This is a genomic window from Alcaligenes sp. PF14, assembly GCF_037150615.1.
GTDB classification, from domain to species: Bacteria; Pseudomonadota; Gammaproteobacteria; order Burkholderiales; family Burkholderiaceae_B; genus Alcaligenes; species Alcaligenes phenolicus.
On the sequence record NZ_JBAGRS010000005.1, the window covers coordinates 359,915 to 378,730 of the forward strand.

The 18,816-nt window shown below is 56.5% G+C and carries 20 protein-coding genes; 5 read left to right on the top strand and 15 right to left on the bottom strand.

Annotated elements, in window-relative coordinates:
* Positions 1–90: 90 nt before the first annotated feature.
* Entirely contained in the window at positions 91–582 is a 492-nt protein-coding gene (locus WFM49_RS13110) for a DUF2938 domain-containing protein (RefSeq protein ID WP_336973657.1), read from the bottom strand.
* An 81-nt stretch (positions 583–663) separates the two neighbouring features.
* Here WFM49_RS13110 and WFM49_RS13115 point away from each other — a divergent pair, with 81 nt between their 5' ends.
* Positions 664–1,134 (top strand): helix-turn-helix domain-containing protein, encoded by a 471-nt coding sequence (locus WFM49_RS13115; RefSeq protein ID WP_203145313.1) that lies wholly within the window; start codon positions 664–666, stop codon positions 1,132–1,134.
* A gap of 259 nt (positions 1,135–1,393) precedes the next feature.
* Entirely contained in the window at positions 1,394–2,593 is a 1,200-nt protein-coding gene (gene cml, locus WFM49_RS13120) for a CmlA/FloR family chloramphenicol efflux MFS transporter (protein ID WP_254500185.1), read from the top strand.
* 516 nt (positions 2,594–3,109) lie between these two features.
* Here the strand turns inward: cml and WFM49_RS13125 are convergent.
* Complete coding sequence (locus WFM49_RS13125; protein ID WP_336973662.1) at positions 3,110–4,315, bottom strand: 2Fe-2S iron-sulfur cluster-binding protein; 1,206 nt, start codon at positions 4,313–4,315, stop codon at positions 3,110–3,112.
* Positions 4,316–4,320: 5 nt separating this feature from the next.
* On the bottom strand, positions 4,321–5,364 hold the full coding sequence (locus tag WFM49_RS13130; protein WP_009457395.1) for an aromatic ring-hydroxylating dioxygenase subunit alpha: 1,044 nt from the start codon (positions 5,362–5,364) through the stop codon (positions 4,321–4,323).
* 156 nt (positions 5,365–5,520) lie between these two features.
* Here WFM49_RS13130 and WFM49_RS13135 point away from each other — a divergent pair, with 156 nt between their 5' ends.
* Positions 5,521–6,471: a LysR substrate-binding domain-containing protein gene (locus tag WFM49_RS13135; RefSeq protein ID WP_336973665.1), complete on the top strand. Its 951-nt coding sequence runs from the start codon at positions 5,521–5,523 to the stop codon at positions 6,469–6,471.
* A 339-nt stretch (positions 6,472–6,810) separates the two neighbouring features.
* Here WFM49_RS13135 and WFM49_RS13140 read toward each other — a convergent pair whose 3' ends face one another.
* Positions 6,811–8,004: an amino acid aminotransferase gene (locus WFM49_RS13140; protein WP_042485435.1), complete on the bottom strand. Its 1,194-nt coding sequence runs from the start codon at positions 8,002–8,004 to the stop codon at positions 6,811–6,813.
* A 475-nt stretch (positions 8,005–8,479) separates the two neighbouring features.
* On the opposite strand from WFM49_RS13140, the gene WFM49_RS13145 reads away from it, so the two are divergent.
* Complete coding sequence (locus WFM49_RS13145) at positions 8,480–9,229, top strand: tyrosine-protein phosphatase (protein ID WP_022983671.1); 750 nt, start codon at positions 8,480–8,482, stop codon at positions 9,227–9,229.
* Here WFM49_RS13145 and WFM49_RS13150 read toward each other — a convergent pair.
* From WFM49_RS13150 to WFM49_RS13185, 8 genes are all read right to left on the bottom strand, one after another.
* Positions 9,226–10,326 carry an MBL fold metallo-hydrolase gene (locus WFM49_RS13150; RefSeq protein ID WP_009457382.1) on the bottom strand — a complete coding sequence of 367 codons (1,101 nt, stop codon included), beginning with the start codon at positions 10,324–10,326 and terminating at the stop codon, positions 9,226–9,228. The genes WFM49_RS13145 and WFM49_RS13150 overlap by 4 nt on opposite strands.
* A 347-nt stretch (positions 10,327–10,673) precedes the next feature.
* On the bottom strand, positions 10,674–11,780 hold the full coding sequence (locus WFM49_RS13155; protein ID WP_022983672.1) for a hypothetical protein: 1,107 nt from the start codon (positions 11,778–11,780) through the stop codon (positions 10,674–10,676).
* Positions 11,781–11,806: 26 nt separating this feature from the next.
* On the bottom strand, positions 11,807–12,829 hold the full coding sequence (locus WFM49_RS13160) for a Nif3-like dinuclear metal center hexameric protein (protein WP_009457381.1): 1,023 nt from the start codon (positions 12,827–12,829) through the stop codon (positions 11,807–11,809).
* Positions 12,830–13,077: 248 nt separating this feature from the next.
* Positions 13,078–13,428 (bottom strand): hypothetical protein, encoded by a 351-nt coding sequence (locus WFM49_RS13165; protein WP_035269656.1) that lies wholly within the window; start codon positions 13,426–13,428, stop codon positions 13,078–13,080.
* Between the two features lie 41 nt (positions 13,429–13,469).
* Positions 13,470–14,414, bottom strand: a complete 945-nt coding sequence (locus WFM49_RS13170) for an ornithine cyclodeaminase family protein (protein WP_009457379.1) — start codon at positions 14,412–14,414, stop codon at positions 13,470–13,472.
* A gap of 11 nt (positions 14,415–14,425) precedes the next feature.
* Positions 14,426–14,704 carry a 2Fe-2S iron-sulfur cluster-binding protein gene (locus tag WFM49_RS13175; protein WP_009457378.1) on the bottom strand — a complete coding sequence of 93 codons (279 nt, stop codon included), beginning with the start codon at positions 14,702–14,704 and terminating at the stop codon, positions 14,426–14,428.
* Between the two features lie 11 nt (positions 14,705–14,715).
* Positions 14,716–15,060, bottom strand: a complete 345-nt coding sequence (locus tag WFM49_RS13180) for a hypothetical protein (RefSeq protein ID WP_009457377.1) — start codon at positions 15,058–15,060, stop codon at positions 14,716–14,718.
* Positions 15,060–15,368, bottom strand: a complete 309-nt coding sequence (locus WFM49_RS13185) for a 2Fe-2S iron-sulfur cluster-binding protein (RefSeq protein WP_009457376.1) — start codon at positions 15,366–15,368, stop codon at positions 15,060–15,062. Before WFM49_RS13185 ends, WFM49_RS13180 begins: the two co-directional genes overlap by 1 nt.
* A gap of 202 nt (positions 15,369–15,570) precedes the next feature.
* Between WFM49_RS13185 and WFM49_RS13190 the strand changes: the two genes are divergently transcribed.
* A complete protein-coding gene (locus WFM49_RS13190) occupies positions 15,571–15,762 on the top strand; it encodes a hypothetical protein (protein ID WP_009457375.1) in 192 nt (63 codons plus the stop codon).
* Here WFM49_RS13190 and WFM49_RS13195 read toward each other — a convergent pair.
* From WFM49_RS13195 to WFM49_RS13205, 3 genes are read right to left on the bottom strand one after another with little or no spacing between them, the layout of a single operon-like run.
* Positions 15,759–16,793 (bottom strand): 2Fe-2S iron-sulfur cluster-binding protein, encoded by a 1,035-nt coding sequence (locus tag WFM49_RS13195; RefSeq protein WP_009457374.1) that lies wholly within the window; start codon positions 16,791–16,793, stop codon positions 15,759–15,761. The two genes, WFM49_RS13190 and WFM49_RS13195, sit on opposite strands and share 4 nt — an antisense overlap.
* Positions 16,794–16,813: 20 nt before the next feature.
* Positions 16,814–17,293: a GlcG/HbpS family heme-binding protein gene (locus WFM49_RS13200; protein WP_022983673.1), complete on the bottom strand. Its 480-nt coding sequence runs from the start codon at positions 17,291–17,293 to the stop codon at positions 16,814–16,816.
* Positions 17,294–17,324: 31 nt separating this feature from the next.
* Positions 17,325–18,785, bottom strand: a complete 1,461-nt coding sequence (locus WFM49_RS13205) for an aldehyde dehydrogenase family protein (RefSeq protein WP_060185515.1) — start codon at positions 18,783–18,785, stop codon at positions 17,325–17,327.
* Between the last annotated feature and the right edge of the window lie 31 nt (positions 18,786–18,816).

Sequence of the window (18,816 nt, forward strand, 5' to 3'; positions counted from 1 at the left end):
CCGGTCAGCTCGGAAGCGGCATCCTGGGACTGGCTGACGCACAAAAAGAGCAGGCCACCCATGACAGAGGCCCCAACAAATGACATATCCTTAAACCACCTGCTTGATCAGCAAGGCCGCAAGGTACATGCCCAAACCAAAAACCGCGTGTGTCAGCAGGCTGCGCAAGCGGTTGGTCCAAGGCGTGGGGGTACGCGAGGCCGCCACTCCGGCTCCCATGGCGGGCTGCATGACAAAAAAGGGCATCACGACCGTAGCCATGCCCACCATGACGGCGGGCAACCAGCGGGGATCTTGCAGCCACTCAGTGCCGTAAACCGCAAGCAACAAAAAGGCGAAAACAATGCCCACAGCATAGTGAATGAACCAGCCCCAGGCAGACTCTCCCGCAATCGGCTCAGCCTTGCCGATACTGCTGTGTGCGATCTGGCCACGCAGCAAATGCCCGGCCCAGCGCCCCACCATGGCGTAGTTCAGCGTGGCAACGCCCATCGCCCTTTGAATCAGGCCCCAGATATCCATGAAAATAGTGGCTCCGACTCCGATCAGAATCACATGCACCCATTCATTGATCGACAACATTGGCAATCCTTTCCGTTGATAAGCACTTTGTTTTTGAGCAATCATAGAAGTTGAAGTCAACTTCAAGTCAACAGGTACAAGATGGATATTTCAGAAGTTGCCAAGCAAACCGGCTTACCCTCCTCCACCGTGCGTTACTACGAGAAAGAAGGCCTGATCCGTGCAGTCAGCGCCCCCGGAGAACGGCGTCGTTTTACGCCCCAAGTGCTGGATCAACTGGCCTTGATTGCCTTGGGGCAAGCGGGCGGTTTGTCGCTGGAAGAAATACGGGCCATGCTGCCTCCCGATGGTTCTGCGCAGGTGGACAGGCAATTGCTGCTATCCAAGGCCGATCAACTGGATGCCACCATCAAGCGCCTGAAAGCCATGAGCGAAGGTTTGCGCCACGCCGCGCACTGCCCCGCCGCCAACCATACGCAGTGCCCGACATTCCAGCGTTTGCTGAAAGCCGCCGCCATCCGGGTAAAGAAGAACAAGACCAGCGGCTCCAGAGCAGCGATGTCGCATCTTGCCAAAACGGTGTCGGGCATAAAAACAACCACCACAAGCTGACGCTTCAAGGCTGTAAGAACCTCCCCCTATAATGAGCAGTTGTCGCAGCAAGGCCAGGCCAGCCGCCACCTTAAAGTATCCAATCCGCGACACACCAACAAACGATTATGAGAGGAGCCGTCTGCATGACGAGCACTAAGTCAGCAACTGAGTAAGCCGCAACAAGCTCTGGTCTTGTTGCGGCGTTCTGTACTTCCAATCCCGCTGATTGATAACAAACAGACGCCGCCCGATTTCTTTTTCGAGTGGTAATTTTGTTATGTCTTCCTCACGCTCTTCCTGGGCTTATACGCTGCCGGCTGCCCTGCTGCTGATGGCGCCCTTTGACATCCTCGCCTCCCTGGGGATGGATATTTACCTGCCCGTCGTCCCGGCCATGCCGGGACTTCTAGGTACGACCCCAGGCATCATCCAGCTGACCCTTAGCCTTTACATGCTGCTATTGGGTGCGGGGCAACTGATCTTTGGCCCCCTTTCGGATCGCATAGGCCGACGACCTGTTTTGCTGACAGGGGCCGCCCTGTTCGTGTTGGCCTCAACCGCCGCTGCCTTGTCCAGTTCCGCCTGGGCTTTTGTTGGTTTTCGGGTGCTGCAGGCACTGGGGGCTTCGGCCACCCTTGTGGCCCTGTTTGCCACAGTGCGCGATGTGTATGCAGACCGCCCCGAAGGGGTAGTGATCTATAGCCTGTTCAGCTCCATCCTGGCATTCGTACCCGCCTTGGGGCCTATTGCAGGTGCTCTGATTGCCCGTATGGGAGGATGGCAAGCCATCTTCCTGAGTTTGGCAGCGATGGGGCTCATAGCCTGGATCCATGCGCTGTGCAGATGGCAGGAGACCCGACCTGCCAAACCGCTGCATTCCCAGCAGCGCGCACTGGCCGTCTTCAAGAGTCCGGCCTTCTGGGTCTATACCCTGGGCTTCTCCACCGGGATGGGGACATTTTTTGTTTACTTCTCGACCGCGCCCCGAGTCTTGATCGGACAAGCTGGCTATTCAGAAGTGAATTTCAGCCTGGCCTTTGCCAGTGTTGCCCTAGTGATGATTGCCACCACCCGCCTGTCCAAAACCTTTGTGGCTCGCTGGGGAACGGCCGGGAGCCTGAGACGCGGTATGGGTTTGATCGCCCTAGCCGCCCTGTTGCTGGCAGCAGGACAACTCCTGCTGGAACCCTCCTTTAGCAGCTTTATCCTGCCCATGTGGCTAGCCGCCATGGGCATTGTGATGACGGTATCCGTCACCGCCAATGGCGCCTTGGCCCAGTTCAATGATGTAGCCGGTTCCGCCGTGGCAATCTACTTCTGCGTGGAAAGCCTGATCGTTAGCGTGATCGGCACCTTGGCAGTGACCTTGCTGGATGGGGACACTGCGTGGCCGCTGGTAGTCTTTGGGCTGGGAATGAGCAGTGTGGTTTTGCTTGCTTTGATGTTGCTGGAGGCAAGGCCCAAACGCGAGGTTTAAGGTTAAAAAAGGAAGGCTTTCGATAAGCCTTCCCTTCATTTAGATCACCCGTCGTCACTGTTCATGAATAATGTCAGGAGCGAGCTACGGCGGACGACAATGCAATCAGACGTACTCAATTCTGTGTGTCGCCAGCCATCCCCAAACTCAAGTCATACGTCACCCACGCTGTTGCCTGAGTCAAACCATCGTATAGCCTGCGCGCCTATACATTGTCCTGCGCCGTAATCCAGCGCAGGAACGGCCAGCCCGCTTTGCCTACTCCCTGGTGACCTTGCCCGATGCGACACAAAAAGCAGAGGTCCGTGCCTTTAGTGATTGGATAAGCGAACAAGCCCAGCTATAGCAAGGTAGCCAGCCTATGTAGGACCGCCACTTCAACAGTCCTCATGTCCACACCCCCTGCTCCAGACATCGACAATCCGCCTGACTTCCAACAAGGAAGCATATGATTTTTTTGAAAAAAACCCCGCCCCAAAAGGACGGGGCAAACCTCAACAAGCAATTGAAAAACTCTTAAGGTAATTCCACGGCCACCGGTCCACGGGGACGGGAACAGCACAACAAGATTTTGCCCTCTGGCACCGGGTCCAGCGGCTCTTCAAAATAGTCGACCTCGCCCGACACCAGAGTGCACATGCAGGTATTGCACAGGCCTGCGCGACAATTGAAGTCCGGACTCAAGCCCGTTTCTTCCGCCAGATCCAGCAAGGAGGGGCAGTCCTCATGCCATTGGGCCTGGCGGCCATCGGGCAGGAATGTCACCGTCTGCGCCGCATCTTCCCCTGCTGTCGCGTCTCCCCTTACTGCTTCTACAGGCGAATCCAGCTCCAACACATTCGCATCGACACGACTGGAGGGGGCAGGCTGGACATGATCCTGAACCGCACTGGCTGCACCATCATCCGCCAAGGTGTTTTCCAGCACCGTCGCCGGGCCAAAAAACTCGTAGTGAATGCGCTCACGTGCCACACCCAGACTACGCAGCACACCATAATTGCTCTGCATGAAGGCACTGGGCCCACACAGGTAAAACTCGTAATCATCCAGTGGCAGCCAACTCTGCAACTGCTCACGTGTAATCAGTCCCGCCACATGGTGCAAACCTGCTTGCTCATCATGTTCAGTCGGGTTGCGATAGCAGAAGTAAAGCTGCACGCCTTCGCGTTGTGCCACCAGCTCACGCATCTCATCGGCAAAGGCATGCACCGCGCTGTTATCGCATGCATGAATCACATACACCTTACGCTGGCTGCGTTTAAGTAGACGATGCAGCATGGCCAGCAAAGGGGTCTGGCCCACGCCACCGCTTAGCAACACCACAGGCCGCTGGCTGCTCTCGTCCAGCACGAACTCGCCCATAGGGCCGGCCGCATTCAACACATCACCTGGCTGCACGTGTTGATGCAGCCAGGTGGAAGCCACACCATCGGCCACGTTCAAGCCTGCCGGAGCCTTCTCGTGTTTGACGGAGATACGCAAACGATCCGTGCAGTCTGGGTCCCCCGACACGCTGTAATTACGCAGCACAGTTTGCCCGTCAATCTCCAGACGGAACACCAGATACTGGCCTGGCTGATAAGGTGGCACAACACCGTCAACTGGCTCCAGCACAAACGAAGTAATCACGTCGCTTTCGCGCAGCTTTTCCAGTACCCGATAGTCCCGAAAACGTCGGTTGGCTGCGGCTTCGGTGGGCACAGGTGATGCAGTCGTATTCATCGCACTCAAGCCGTTGTTGTCTCGCTGGCGACAGCTTGTTCAGCCTGGATCATCTGGCTGATCTTGCGACGGAAGCGCAAGGGACCAGAATCCAAGGGCAAGTCCAAAGCGGCAGGACGCTCTTTCAGGGCTTTATGCACTTCTTCCAGAACCACTTTGTCTTCCAGGAAAGCGTGGCGCACGTCTTCGTTGAAAATCTTGGAGATGGCCTCGTCATCCGGGCTGAAATTGCGCAGCTGGAACCAGAAGTAGCGGGTGTGTTCTTCGTCGATAGGCGTCAGGAAGTTATAGGAGTCCATCAGGAAAACGTCCTGGTGGTACTCGCTGGGCTCCTCGGTAGCCGCACCGGCGGGCAGGAAGATGGCCTTGATCACGGCCAGCGACGGGAAACGCACTTCGTATTGCTGCTTGCGGTCGCAATTGCCTTCAAATTTCACAAACTGCTTGTAAAACGGCGCAACTTCCACATTTTTGGACCAGCGCGAGACCGTCACGCCATTGTCCTCAACCTTCACCGTCAAGGGCAGGCCGATGATGTCGGGGCTACCAAACGAGCTTTGGTGTACCCAGGACACGTGCGAAGGGTCCAGCAAATTGTCCGTGACGTACAGGTAATTGCAGTCCAGTTCCATGGCGTCGCCACGGTTCACACCCCATTCGGGATTCTCCCACTCGGGGATGTCGATCAGTTTGGACGGATCAGCCAACTCAGGATCACCCATCCAGACCCAGACCAGGCCAAAACGCTCCGTACAGGGGTAGCTGCGCACCACCGCGCTTCTAGGGATTTGCGCCACACCGGGTGCCTTGGTACAGGAGCCGCTGCAATCAAACGTCAGGCCGTGGTAGCCACATTCCACCTGGTCGCCAATCAAGCGGCCTTTGGACAAAGGCAGGCGACGGTGTGGACAGGAATCTTCCAAGGCCACGGGCTGGCCGTCTTCGCGGCGATACAGCACCAGGTTTTCGCTAAGCATACGCACAGGCTGCAAGCTGCGACCGAGCTGTGTAGCCAATGCGCCTACATACCAGGCATTGCGTACAAACATGATTTACCCCCAACTCTAAATGCGGTGCATGATGGCTGAACGAGCCCATTCATGTTCTCTTGTTTGTCATGATAGTCGCAATCAAATTCAGCCTACTATCCATATCGTTTAGAATTTCTAAAGTTAAATTACTTTTCTGGACGGGGTCTGATCATCATGGATACCTTGCCTCCCTTACGTGCATTGCAAGTCTTTGAGACGCTGGGCCATAGCCAAAGCCTGCAAGAAGCCGCCCGTCGTCTGAAAATTACTCCCGGTGCCATCAGCCAGCAATTACGTTTGCTGGAAGACTCGCTGGGCTGCAGCCTGACTTACAAAGAAGGCAAACGCTTGCGACTGACAGCGGCAGGGGTGCGCTTTCATGAAATCTGTACACAGGCATTTGAGCTATTACGCGACGGCCAGCAAGAAATGGAGCGGTCGCGCAACACCAGCCTGCTTTCGATCAGCGCTTTGCCGTCCATGCTTAAAACCTGGATGGCTCCGCTGGCATTTCAATGGCAGGAGCAGTACGACCCGGAGCTGACACTGCATCTGAAAGGCAGCCATGCCGAGCCGGATCTGGAAGCCGAGCAAATCGACTTTCGGATTACCTACGGTCAGGCCGCCGCCCGCCCCCGCAGCTTTACCGAGCTGTATACAGACCGTGTCGTTCCCGCCTGCAGCCCGACCCTGCTCCAGGGGCAAGCCGCCTTGCGACATCCTCGTGATCTATTGAACTATCCCTTGCTGTCCTCGGACTGGCAGCCACGCTTTACCTCGCCGCCATCCTGGCGCGACTGGTTTGAGTCTTTGGATATAGACATAGGCGATACGCCCCTGGACCGCTTCCGGGTTTTTTCTCTGTCGCACATGGCGCTGGAGTCTGCGGTGGCCGGTCAGGGTTTTGTATTGGCGCAATGCTCGATGATAGAAAAGGAAGTACGCAGCGGGCAGCTAATCCTGCCCTTCTCCCATTCCTTGCCTCTGCCCTGGCCCTATGTGCTGACCCGACGGGCGGGTGCATTTGAGTCACCTCATAGCCAGGATTTCCATCGCTATTTGTTGAACCGGGCGCGGCAGCAGGAGCAGATCAATCAGGAACTGCTGCTGCAAGCATTAGCCTGAGCAATGTCGCAGCACGACGAAACACGGCTGGATTGCCGATAGACCTTGCTCGCCTGGCCGTGGCTAAGCACTAAACCATTGAGTGCTTCAGCTATATAAGCGCAGGGCTGTTCGATGGCTTAGCTCTACACCGTTCCACTTTTCAGTTCAGGCTCAAGCACCCAGCCAGGTGAGCAAAACAAGTCGAGCGCCTGGATCAGACAAGTACGCATAAGCGCTTTCTACCACGCAATCCACGCAGTTGCGGATGCATTTCCAGCATCAACAAAAAAGCGTGTTTACCGCCCCAGAAGGGGCCATAAACACGCTCTTTAATCCTGCTGGAAAGACGTCAGTGTCTTAGGCCACCACAGCAGCCAGCGACTCCGCGAAGTAATCCACGTTGGACTGGTTCAGACCTGGCACGCTGATGCGGCCCGACTCCAGCACGTACACGCCAAAATCGTCACGCAGTTTCTGGATCTGCTCTTTGGTCAGGCCGGTGTAGCAGAACATGCCTTGCTGTTTGACGAAGTAGCTGCTGTCGTATTGGGGAGCCAGCTCTTTCAGACGATCGTGCACACGCTGACGCATGGCAGCGATACGCTGACGCATGGTTTCCACATCTGCCGTCCACTCGGCCAGCAAGGACTCATCGGACAAGATGGTGGCAATGGCCTGACCACCGTGCGATGGCGGGTTGGAGTAGATGCGACGCACCACGGCCTTGAGCTGACCCAGAACACGATCGGCTTCATCCGCGCTCTGGCACACCACCGACAAGCCACCGCAGCGCTCGGAGTAGTAGGAGAAGTTTTTGGAGAAGGAGTTGGCCAGCAAGAACGTCAGGCCAGCATCGACCATGGCGCGCACGGCGAAAGCGTCTTCGTCCAGGCTACGGCCAAAACCCTGGTAAGCCATGTCCAGGAAAGGGATCAATTTGCGCTGTTGCAGCACAGGGATCAGTTGCAGCCACTGCTCGTCGCTCAGATCAGCCCCGGTGGGGTTATGACAGCAGGGGTGCAGCAAGACAATGCTGTGCTCGGGCAGGACGGAAATGTCTTCCATCAGGCCGGTGAAATCCAGACCGCGCGTGGCTGGATCGTAATAACGGTAGGTGTGGGTAGGAATGCCCGATCCACGGAAGATGGAGTGGTGATTATCCCAGGCTGGATCGCTGATCCACATTTCACTATTGGGGTAGGCTTCGTGCAGGAAGTCGCCACCCACTTTCAAGGCCCCCGAACCGCCCAATGTCTGAATGGTCGCAACACGACCTTCTTGCAGCACTTTGCTGTCGGCGCCAAAAACCAGTTTTTGCACGGCGCTGCGGTAGGAAGCCAAACCTTCAATAGGCAGATAGCCACGGGGCTGGCCCTTGGCCGCCCATTGTTCTTCAGCCCGGCGAGCCACATCCAGCAAAGGCAGACGGCCTTGGTCGTCGTAATACAAACCAATGGTCAGGTTGACCTTGCGATCGCGCGGATCGGCGTGAAATGCCTCGTTCAAACGGAAAATCGGATCGCCACCATAGGCCTGCAAATGCTCAAACATGCTTGTTCCTTGAAAAATTACGGTTGTGGGCCGCCCGGGCTGATCGCCGGTCTATTCAAATAACCATTGACCTTATACCTTGGGCCTACTTTAGCCAATATCCTGGGGCTCTTTTTGCAGCACATGAGCACGCGAGCGATGCGTGAATGCGTCATCAGACTTGTCCCCCCTTGGCTCGGCACGGCACCTGTTCTTGTCTAGTCGGTGCAGGCTGTCAAACGCCAGCGTCACCTTGAAGTCTTTTCACATTTTCAGCAAACCGAAGCCTCAAGAACGTGAACGCGGTGTACCAGCCTGTCTGCCTGGGCCTTGCCAGCAAAGAATATACATGGCTTTCTGAGGATACAGAACCGTGCACTTGCATTCATTGTGCTTTCGGTCCTCCCGCACTCCCCAGCTGTCACCGCATTGTCATATGCAGATCCCGTCCAAGACCGTTAACATGGGACTTTCACCGTTTCAACAGGAGTCCGCCGTGTCCGTATCGCCGCTGCCCAGTTCCCTATCCTGCCCTTTAGAAGGGGCCAGCAACTTCCGTGATATTGGCGGCTATGCCACAGACTCCGGCTCCTTTCGTAAAGGTCGCGTCTACCGTTCGGACCATTTGGCGGATTTAAGCAGCCAGGACCTGGACACCCTGCAAGAGCTGGGTATTGCCTGCTCACTGGATTTCCGGGGTGCACATGAGCGCAAACGCTCTCCCTACCAGTACAGTTTTCTGACCAGTCATGCGCTGACCGTCGAACCCACCGTATTGCCTGATTTTCTGGACATGCTTGCCAAAGGCGAAGTGGACGTCAAAGCTGCCTACGGCACCATGAACAAGACCTACACGGAATTCGTGACTGGTCATGCCGCTACGTTTGGACGGGTCTTTGACCAGTTGCTGGAAACCGATACCCCTGTCGTCATGCACTGCACGGCGGGGAAAGATCGCACCGGCTTTGCCGTCGCCCTACTGCACCGCGCCACTGGCGTACACCCTGATGATGTGATGCACGACTATCTGCTGACCAATCAGTTCTTCCGCCGCCCCAATCTGCCCGATAACCGTGGCATCAGCGAGGAAGTGCTGGATATTCTCTGGGGCGTCCAGCCCGAGTTTCTGGAAACCGCCTTCAAGACGATTGATGAAACGCATGGCAATCTGGAGAACTTCCTCCAGAACGCCTTGAAGCTCAGCCCCGCTCGACGCGAAGCCTTGCTGGAACGCTACACCGCTTAAACCACGCCTACGGAGGTCGCTGGTAGTTCCCAGTGACCTTCCAGGCTCAGGGCCGGTCCCATCACATTGCGCCAGGTCGGCAAATCATGCATTTGCGTGAACAAAGGCATGCAATAGCGTGGCTGCACCATGTCCACCAGCCAGCGTAAATCCGTCAAACGCGGATGCACATTCCAGCACAAGGTATGCGTGCCACGTGGTGCATGGGGAGCCACATAGCCGGTGTGAATCAACAAGCGCTCGCCAGACTGGGCATTGGGGTCCGCAACCCGCGCCTGGTGCTCGCGAATCAACTCCCCTGCCTTGCCCTGACAGCCGTCCGGCTCACCGGCCAGCAGCAGGTGCGCTTGCGGATCAAACGTAGCCGCACGCGGCATCAACTCACGCAAGGATTGCTGCACACCCGGCAACAACAAGTCACTGCTTTGGCTGATCATGCGGGTCAGGTTTTCGTAGCAGGACGCGTCCATGCTCCAGTCCTCAAAACCTTGCTGCTGGCGCCACAAGGCAATCTCTATCGCCCGACCTGACGGCGGCACGGGCAACAAGGCAGGATGCGACTCCAGCAAAGACTCCAGAATGCTCCAGGCCACGTGATGAGACTGATCGTACAAACCGTAAGATGCATCCAGCAAAGCCAGATACGCAGGTGGTGGCAAATCGAAGGGGAACAACAGGGATTCGCAGGAAAAGTCCCCGCTATAGAACAGCCCACCGCCCACATCCAGATGCAGCCAGACCCCCCCCAAAGCATGGCCGGACAAGCCGGTACGCACGGCAATATCGCCGATATAGGTCGTGCCACGGGTTGGCAGCTCACGCCAGATCCGCCCAGCAGGCAGGCTGCGCGCCGTAGAGGCCGTGGCATATATAGGTATGTGTTCAGGCAGCTTGGATAAGGAGCCAATATGATCCTGATGATCGTGCGTCACCAGAATGGCGTCTACCTCCAGCCCTTGATACCAGTCGCACACCTGTCCAGGATACAGAGGCCCGCCGGCATCCAGCAGCAATCGCAAGCCACATGCCTGCACTAGAATGGCGGCTGGCGCTTTGCCACCATAGCCGCTTAACACCGTCACCAGGGTCTGGTTCATGCTCCGTCCCCTACAAGGCATTCAGGCCAGTACATCGCCAAGCCACACCCGGCATCCTGCTTTGCGGCACGGCACAACACCGTGCACAAAAGCAAAGCATCAATAAGCGCAATGGGCCGCAGCGCACGCTGCCGGACAGAAAAAGGCATCAACTTAAAGAACCAGAGTCACCGAAGTGCCCTGCCTTAAAAAGACTACGACAGGCTCAGGTTAAACAAGTGTTCTTTCAGCCCTGTTACAGTTTTATGGCAGTTCGATGGCAGTCACCACGCCTGGAGAAAACAGACAAAATAAAAAAAGAGCGCCAACATCAGCGCTCCTAAAGTGGGGGAACTACAAACAGGAACTCAGACAATCAAAGGCGTGAGAAACACAGCCAGTACCACTGCCGTCAACAAGCGCATCACAATGCCCAGAACGGCGGCCAGCATGACTTCTTTTTCATTCAGATCCGAGCATTCAGCCCAGACCACCGGAATCTGTCCAAAGACAGCCGATAAGGGCAAACCGGACGACGCCAGTACAAATGAACCCACTACCAGAGATGGATCCAGTGTGGAAGCCATCGCCTGCAACTTGCCCATTGCCAAAGTGGGGCTGACCAGCATCGCCAGCACGCCCGTTTCAGGGTGAATATTCAGCGCAAGCAAACCGCGCTCAAGCACATCACTGATAGGTGCCCAAATGCCGATATGTTCAAGCAAACCAATGACACAGAACACCAGGGCCACAGCCGGGATCAGGACCAGTAGCAACAATTCCACCCCTTCGCGGGCGGCCTTGAACAGCATGGGCGCAAAATCGATATTCGGTGTGAAACGGGGGGCTGCCAACAGATCCACCGAGCGAACATTGCGGTAAACCAGCCGCGACAGCAATAAGGGAGACAGCAACAAGGGGCCGAAGATCGCAATCAGCACCACGGCAAAAACATTCACTCCGGCAAAGGTCAAAGCCATCATGCCCAGCATGAATGTCGAGAACGACTGCTGAGACTGCACCATCGTGGCTACCGCAATCTTTTGCTCGTCCTTGGTTGCACCAGCCTGCCGCAACAAAGGCCCCGAAATACGACCAGCGGCGTTGATATCGCCAAAAATGTTGTACACGCTGGGAATAATGACGGCCGGATTGATTCCAATGGCCCGCATCGCCGGCATGAACACTCGCATCATGGCATCGGTAAAACCCAAACGCTCCAGCAAGCGTCCAATGATGACGCTGATAATGACAGCCACCCCAACCTGCCCGGTCAAAAATACATCCACCACCACGGGCTTGACCTTGTTGAGCACCGTATCAAACGCGCCCGACAAGGTAGCGGGAAAGAAAAACAGCGTCAGCATGGCGAGCAGCAGCAAGCCCAGGCCCACCGCCTCGATACGCTCCATGGGCCGACGGCCCGCAGGCGCTACATGCACTACTTTGTCTATTTCTATTGTTTTGTTATCCATGTCTCTCTCCGTTCAGGAAGCTGGACCTACTGGAAGCTCAACACGTTCTTGCCCATCAAATGAGCCGTCGAAAAATGCTGGGCGTATTCACGCAGGCGGGCCCCGCCCACCTGGTGCACAGGCGTGGACGTCACCCGATCACGGAACATGACCACCTCGACGCCATCGAGCAAGGCACTCAAGGCATAGGCCAAGGGCAGGCCATTCTCCAGGATCTCCAGCACGTGGCTATTGCCCACCAGGAAATTCAGACCCAATTCACGAGCACATTCGATAAGCGCATGACCGTCGTAGACCCGGCTGATAGAGGCCAGCACCGTGTCAACGCCCGGGTTCTCGGCCACCGCCTGACGCAGATGGTCGGGGCTGAATCCCGTATGCGGAAAAATGTGCAAAATACGACCGACGCGACTGTTGCGCTCCCCTAGCCGAATCGCACCACGCGTCAAGGTGCTGGTCTCCAGAATGTGTTCATTGCCCTTGATGCGGCGTTCGGCCTGCAAGACCTGATCCTCCAGATCCAGCCCCATGAAGCCGTCAAGCCGATCCAGCATGTCGCCCAAAGTGCTCACCCCATCCAATGGTTCGCCCACGAACATCACATTGCCATGAATGCCTCCATAGGCAATATCGCTTTTCGCTACTTTGTGGCCATGCAGATACGCGATGCCCGGATGCAGACCATGAAACGCCTCATGACATTCCAGGGCAGCCACCCCATACAGGTCCAGGTAATCCTTCAGGGTCACGCCCCCGCAACTGGCGGCATCGGCAATCGGATGATGCGCAACAATGGCGTCCACCCCGGTTGCGCCCGCCAGCTCAATGCTCAATTCGGACATGGTCATGCACACCGCCACCTTGCGCACTTCCTTGTTAGGGTCCCCATGAATCAGCCCTGGAATTTCCAGTACTTCCTTGCCGTAAATTCCAGAGGACTTCCAGATCACGAAGGGATGGTGGCCGCATTTGACCTCATCCATACAGGACACCATGCGTCCCCCCGTAATTACGTTCAATGCATCCAGCAAATCGGCTACATAGGCCATGATTTTGTCTCCAAATAAAAAGCCGGCCTCGGGCCCTGGGAAATCCCAGAGTCCGAGGCCGGCGGTATGCGAGCACTTCCTGTCGGCAACTTCCCCAAGCGGACCTGTCAGGGCCTGAGCTTGGCTCCAGGGCAAATTGCACATCCGGCAATCCACTTCGGACGGAAGGACAACAAGACTGTCTACCAGTCAGCTTCTTTTTATCGGTTCGGAATTCAGGGCAACGGTTCTCACCAATGCCACTGCATTCACACTCCTTTTTGCAACAACACCATGGTGGAAGACAATTGCGCCGCGGCGTCGTAGTCCTTGAATATGGCCACCACATCAAGGCCATACTCATCCACCAAAACCTGCTTCATCTCCTTTTTGAAGGCCTTGATCAGATACAGATCCGCCAGATCAGCAATATGTGCATTTTCACGGCTCAACGTCTGCAAGGCAGGCTGGCGTTTATGAACCGCCAACATGCTGATCCGATCCTCCAGCACATCAATCTTCAGCGTCACGACACCTGATGCAAAAATACTGCTGTTGATGCGGTTGTAGTCCCGGGTCAGTGCCTGCTTGAATTCGCCTAAAGAAGAAAAGCCTGCCATCCCCATTGCCTACCCCCAACATGCTTGAATTATTGTCGTTTTCAGTGTGCGGCAAGCGCCTCCTGCGCTGTCTTGCCAAGCTGATGGCGGCGATACGCCAACCCAGCGACGGCAATATCTTCAATCGCCACACCCACTGATTTATACACGCAAATTCCCTGTGCGTCGTAGCCTTGTCCCCGGTCTAATTGCAACCAATCGCTTAACTCGCACAACTTGTCCGAAACGCCGCAATCGGACGCGGCCAGAATCAGGTCCCCCGCCTCCGCAAGAGTCTGCTCACCCCACTCCACCACAATCTTGCCTGCCCGCTGCAGGCAGGCATCATCCAATTCCCGCGCTGTTGGCAAACTGGAGCCAACGGCGGCGACAAAGCAGCCTGGCTTCAGGCTGCGTCCATCAAACAGGGGGTCGCGACTGCGGCTGGCCGTGACCAGAATATCCGCCTGTGCGGCGATCTCTTCCGCTCGGGCGGCTCGCACAGGCACACCACACTCCAGCTCCAGCTGGTGGCAGCGCTTCTCATCGACATTCGGGCTCCACACCAGCACACGTTGCAAATCAAAGGTCTGGCAAAACTGCAGGGCATGCGCCATCCCCTGGGCACCCAGACCCAGCACTCCCAAGGTTTGCGAATGGGGATTGGCGCCACGCTGTGCTGCCAGTACCGAGCAGGCTGCAGTACGCCACTGCGTGATGGCGCCAGCATCCAAGGTGGCCAAAGCCTGTCCGCTCAGTGCATCAAACAGCACAATGACAAAATTGAATGCGCCATGCACGGTCGTATAAATCTTGGCACCCGCCACTTGCTGGCCTGGGATGACCGCGCCCAAGGTCGACAAACGGGTATCGCCCACCTGCGTGCGTACACGACGCTGCTGGGCCGCCTGGCCCTGCCCAAACTCGATGAAAGCCTGCTCCAGCACCTCCTGTACGGCAGGCGCATCAAGCAGCTCGTGTAGTTGCTGATCGGTCAAATGCAGCATGGCCGCTCCTTTTACCAGCTCACCGTAACATCACCACGAACAAAGGTCTGGCACGCCATACGAAAACCCTCTGCCAGATCCTGCTCGGACAAATGCTTGTGTTCCTTGGCCTTGACCTCATCCGTATTGCTCAGCCCTTCCGTAATTCGGCATTTGCAGGTGCCGCAGATCCCGCCCCCGCACTTGAACGGGATGCCACCGCGCTCACGGATGGAAACCCGCAGCAAGTTACTGTTCTCGGCGGCAGACACCACCAAATCATTATTCGACGCAAATGTAATCTGAACCATATTCTGCTACCTCAGGATTGCTGCTGTGCCGGGGTCTGTGCCCCTGCCTGGTGTCCGTCAAGCTCACACTGACGCAATTCGGCTTGTATGCTGCCAAAGTGCGTCAATCCGGCCAGTTCTTCATAAGCCTGTTCGACTGTTGCAAACTTTTCCATTTGCCGGGTAGGGATGTCATTGACCGTGCCATTTGGCGTCTCTTCCACAATGCGAACGCGCGAACCTTCCTGAATACGCGCAATGACAAACACCGCCTTGAAACGACCCTGAAAATGGTATTCATAGGCCGCCACCATCTCCACGCCCACGCCCGGTTCCGTGCGGTATTCCCCTGGCTTGCTGGTCAGCACCACATACATCACTGCACCTCCTGTGTTTCAGCTTGCTCCAGAACGATGTCCTGATTAATCCATAGCTGACAGGCCAGCCGCCAGCCCTGATCCAGTCGCTCGCCCAATTGTTTTTTCTCTTTCCAGTTGGCCGCTGGCAAATGCTCGCCCCCCTCCAGAACACGGCAGGCACACTTAGCGCACTTGCCCATGCCACAACCGTAGGTCAAATGCGGAAAGGGAAATTGCTTGATACCCGCCCGGACCACCAGATTGGTGTTCTCCTGCACCTCACCCACATGCGTCTGGCCGTTTTTATGAAAAGTAATGGTTGGCATGAAACCTCCTGCTGGCTGCCGATAATGCGACCGGATTGCGAGCCCTGACCGCCTGAAAAAACCAAGAACGGTATACCAAGATAAAAACCGCAACCTTCAATCAACAGTTTTTCTTGTTTTTAGACACAAATATCCGTCAATTTGAGTAGAAACCCCTATTGCGGTATACTTAATTCAATTCAAACCCATTAACGAGATCATCATGAAAACCCCCGTCGAACTTCGCTATCTGCAGCGTCCCGTCGGCGAGCAGTTGCTGCCACACTTGGCCCAGCGCAAGCATCTGCGCCGTCGTATCCCGCTCATCAATCTGCCTTCGCTGACTGAACTGTTTGGCGGCCGCAAGAAGCGCGACCCCGAAGCCGGTCAGGACCAACTCCCACACCGAGCCTAGACAAGAGAAGGCTCTGCCGAGCTGGGATCAGACTGAAAGTTGAAGGCGTCGGCATACATGAACTGCTCATTGGCGCCATGCTCCTTGAACAAACCACGGGCCTGCTCAATCATCACGGGCGAGCCACACAAGTAAATGGCATGCTCTGACAGGTCAGGTTCATCCCGGCACACCTGTTGCTGCACATAGCCGCGCGCGCCTTGCCAACTCTCGTCAGCATGGGAGAGCACAGGGACAAAACGGAACTCGCACAAGCGCTCAGCCCAAGATTCAATCTCCTGGGCCAGATACAGGTCTTCGGGCCGATTCATTCCCCAATACAGGCTGACAGGCGGGCAATCATCCTTGTCCAGCAGGGACTCCAGAATCGCCTTGATGGGAGCAATGCCAGTTCCGGTTGCCACCATGACCATGGGTCGCCAGTCGCGCTCACGCCAATAGAACACGCCCAAGGGCAGTTCCAGCAGCAGCTCGTCGCCGGCTTTCAGGGTCGGCAAACATACCTGGGTGAAACGCCCACCCTCCACTTCCCGCACATGCAATTCAATGCGCCCCTGTGCGGCATCGGCATTGGCCATGGAAAAACTGCGTGCATGCCCGTCCTCGAACAAGATGTTCAGATACTGACCTGGACGGAACGACACTTGCACGTCCTGCGGCAACTGTAAAATCAGACGCCAGATCCCCTGACATGCCCTTTCCACGCTGTGAACCTGCGCCCGGACTTGCCGGGTTTCAGGCAAGTCATCTCGATGTGCGGCCAGACTGATCTCAATATCGGCATCGAGCCGTGCCTGGCAGGCGGCGGCATGGCCCTGCTCGTGTTCCTCATCAGCAATGCTCATGGGCAGGCAGTCATCCTCATAACAAACCTTCCCACGGGTGACCTGAATGCGGCAGGTCCCGCAGCCACCAAACTCGCAGTCGCTATAAATGCGCACGCCTTGGCGCTGGGCGGCCTGCAAGATGGTCTCTTGCGGTTCTACCCAAAACTGCTCGCCGGTTTCCTTGATATCGACACGATGGGCCATGACCCGTCCTCCTGATGCCACTATTTCTTGATGTCCGCCTGAACCAGCACGTCCAGACCCTCTGCCTTCAAGGCCTCGGCCAAGGCCTGCAAGCCAGCAACACCGGCTGCCGTATCCTGCTCGCCGTTACCACCGCTCAGGCCTATGCCACCAATGACTTCGCCGTTGACCACGATGGGGTAGCCGCCTACAAAAGCAGCAAAGCGACCTTCAAAGCTCAACTGAATCCCGAAGGCTTCGTTACCCGGCAAGGCGGGGCCATTAGGCGGCGTGGTGAACAAGTGGGTGGAGCGCTTGTGGCCTGCAGCGGTAAACGCCTTGTTCCAGGCAATCTGGGCGCCGGTAATACGTGCCCCATCCATGCGCTCCATCACGATGGGGTAGCCCCCTTCGTCAACCACGCAAACGGTCTCCAGCACGCCAATCTCCTTGGATTTGGCAATCGCCGCGTCCACCATCAAGCGCGCTTCGCGCTGTTCGAGACGTAGGATCTTTTTCATATGTCTTCTCAGTATTTCGGGTTAATAAAATTCAGATACCGCGATACACGGTCTTGATCTGGGTATAGAACTCCAGGCCCGCCCGGCCCGACTCGCGGAAGGTGGAGGTGCTGGACTGTTTCAGTCCACCAAAGGGAGCATTGATCAAGTTGCCGGTTGTGGTGCGATTGATCTTGACTGTCCCGGCTTCAATGTCGTTGGCAAAGCGATGCGCATAGTCGGCACTGCGCGTCACAATGGCGGCCGACAAGCCGTATTCGGTGTCATTGGCCATGGCCAGCGCCTGCTCGTAGGAATCGATTTCCAGCAAGGCAATCACCGGGCCAAAAATCTCTTCGCGGGCAATACGCATCTGCTGGGTCACGTCTGTGAACAAAGCCGGACGCATGAACAGGCCCCGTGCGTAGTCACCTTCGGTCAAACGTTCGCCGCCCAGTAAATGGGTGGCTTCCTGCTTGCCGATGGCCACATATTCCAGAATGCTTTCCAGTTGGCTTTCGGTGGCAATCGGGCCCAGATCGGGGTTGCCATTCAAACCATTACCCACGGTCAAAGCGCTGACTTTCTCTACCAGGCGCCGCGTGAATTCTTCTTTGACCTGACGATGCACCAGCACGCGGCTGGTTCCTGTGCAGGCCTGGCCGCTCAAGGAGAATCCGCCTTGAACCACCAGTTTGACGGCCAGATCCAGATCGGCGTCTTCCATGACAATCAAGGGATTTTTGCCACCCAGCTCCATTTGAGTCCGGGTGCTCATGCGTGCCTGACGACAAATGTCTTCACCCGCCTGGGTCGAACCAGTAAACGAAATAGCGCGTACCTGAGGAGATTGCACCAGCGTGGGCCCCACTTCACTGGCCCTGCCATGCACCAGATTCAGCACACCCGCCGGAATCCCGGCTTGCGCAAAGGCTTCGCACAGGTAATAGCCCGTCAAAGGTGTGTCGGATGAAGGCTTGAACACGACGGTATTACCGGTGATCAAGGCGGGGGCAATTTTGCGTGCCGGGATGGAGATAGGGAAATTCCAGGGCGCAATCACGGACACCACGCCCAATGGTTCACGCTGGGTGTACACCAGTTGCTGCGCATCATCCTGGGGGAAGGTCTCGCCGGTATAGGTCTGGCCTTCAACCGCATAAAAACGCAAGGTCTGGGCCGAGCGCCCGACTTCCATCTTGCTTTGCGCCAGCGTTTTGCCCTCTTCTCGCGTCAGGCCCTGAGCGATACGGTCCACATTGGCATCAAGCCAGGCTGCCGCCGCATTCAGCACACGAGCTCGAGCGGAGATAGGCGTGGCTCGCCAGCCTGCAAAGGCAGCCTGAGCAGCAGCAACGGCTGCCTTTGCGTCCTCAGCCGTGGACAGTGGGAAAGCCCCCACTACATCGTCACGATCGGCCGGATTCAGATTGGGCTGCGTACGCCCGCTCTGGCTGGGCAGCCACTGCCCATCAATGTAATTGTCGAAAACGACGTCCTTGAGATTGTCCACCGCTGTACTTCCTTGTTTCTAGGTCGGCGGG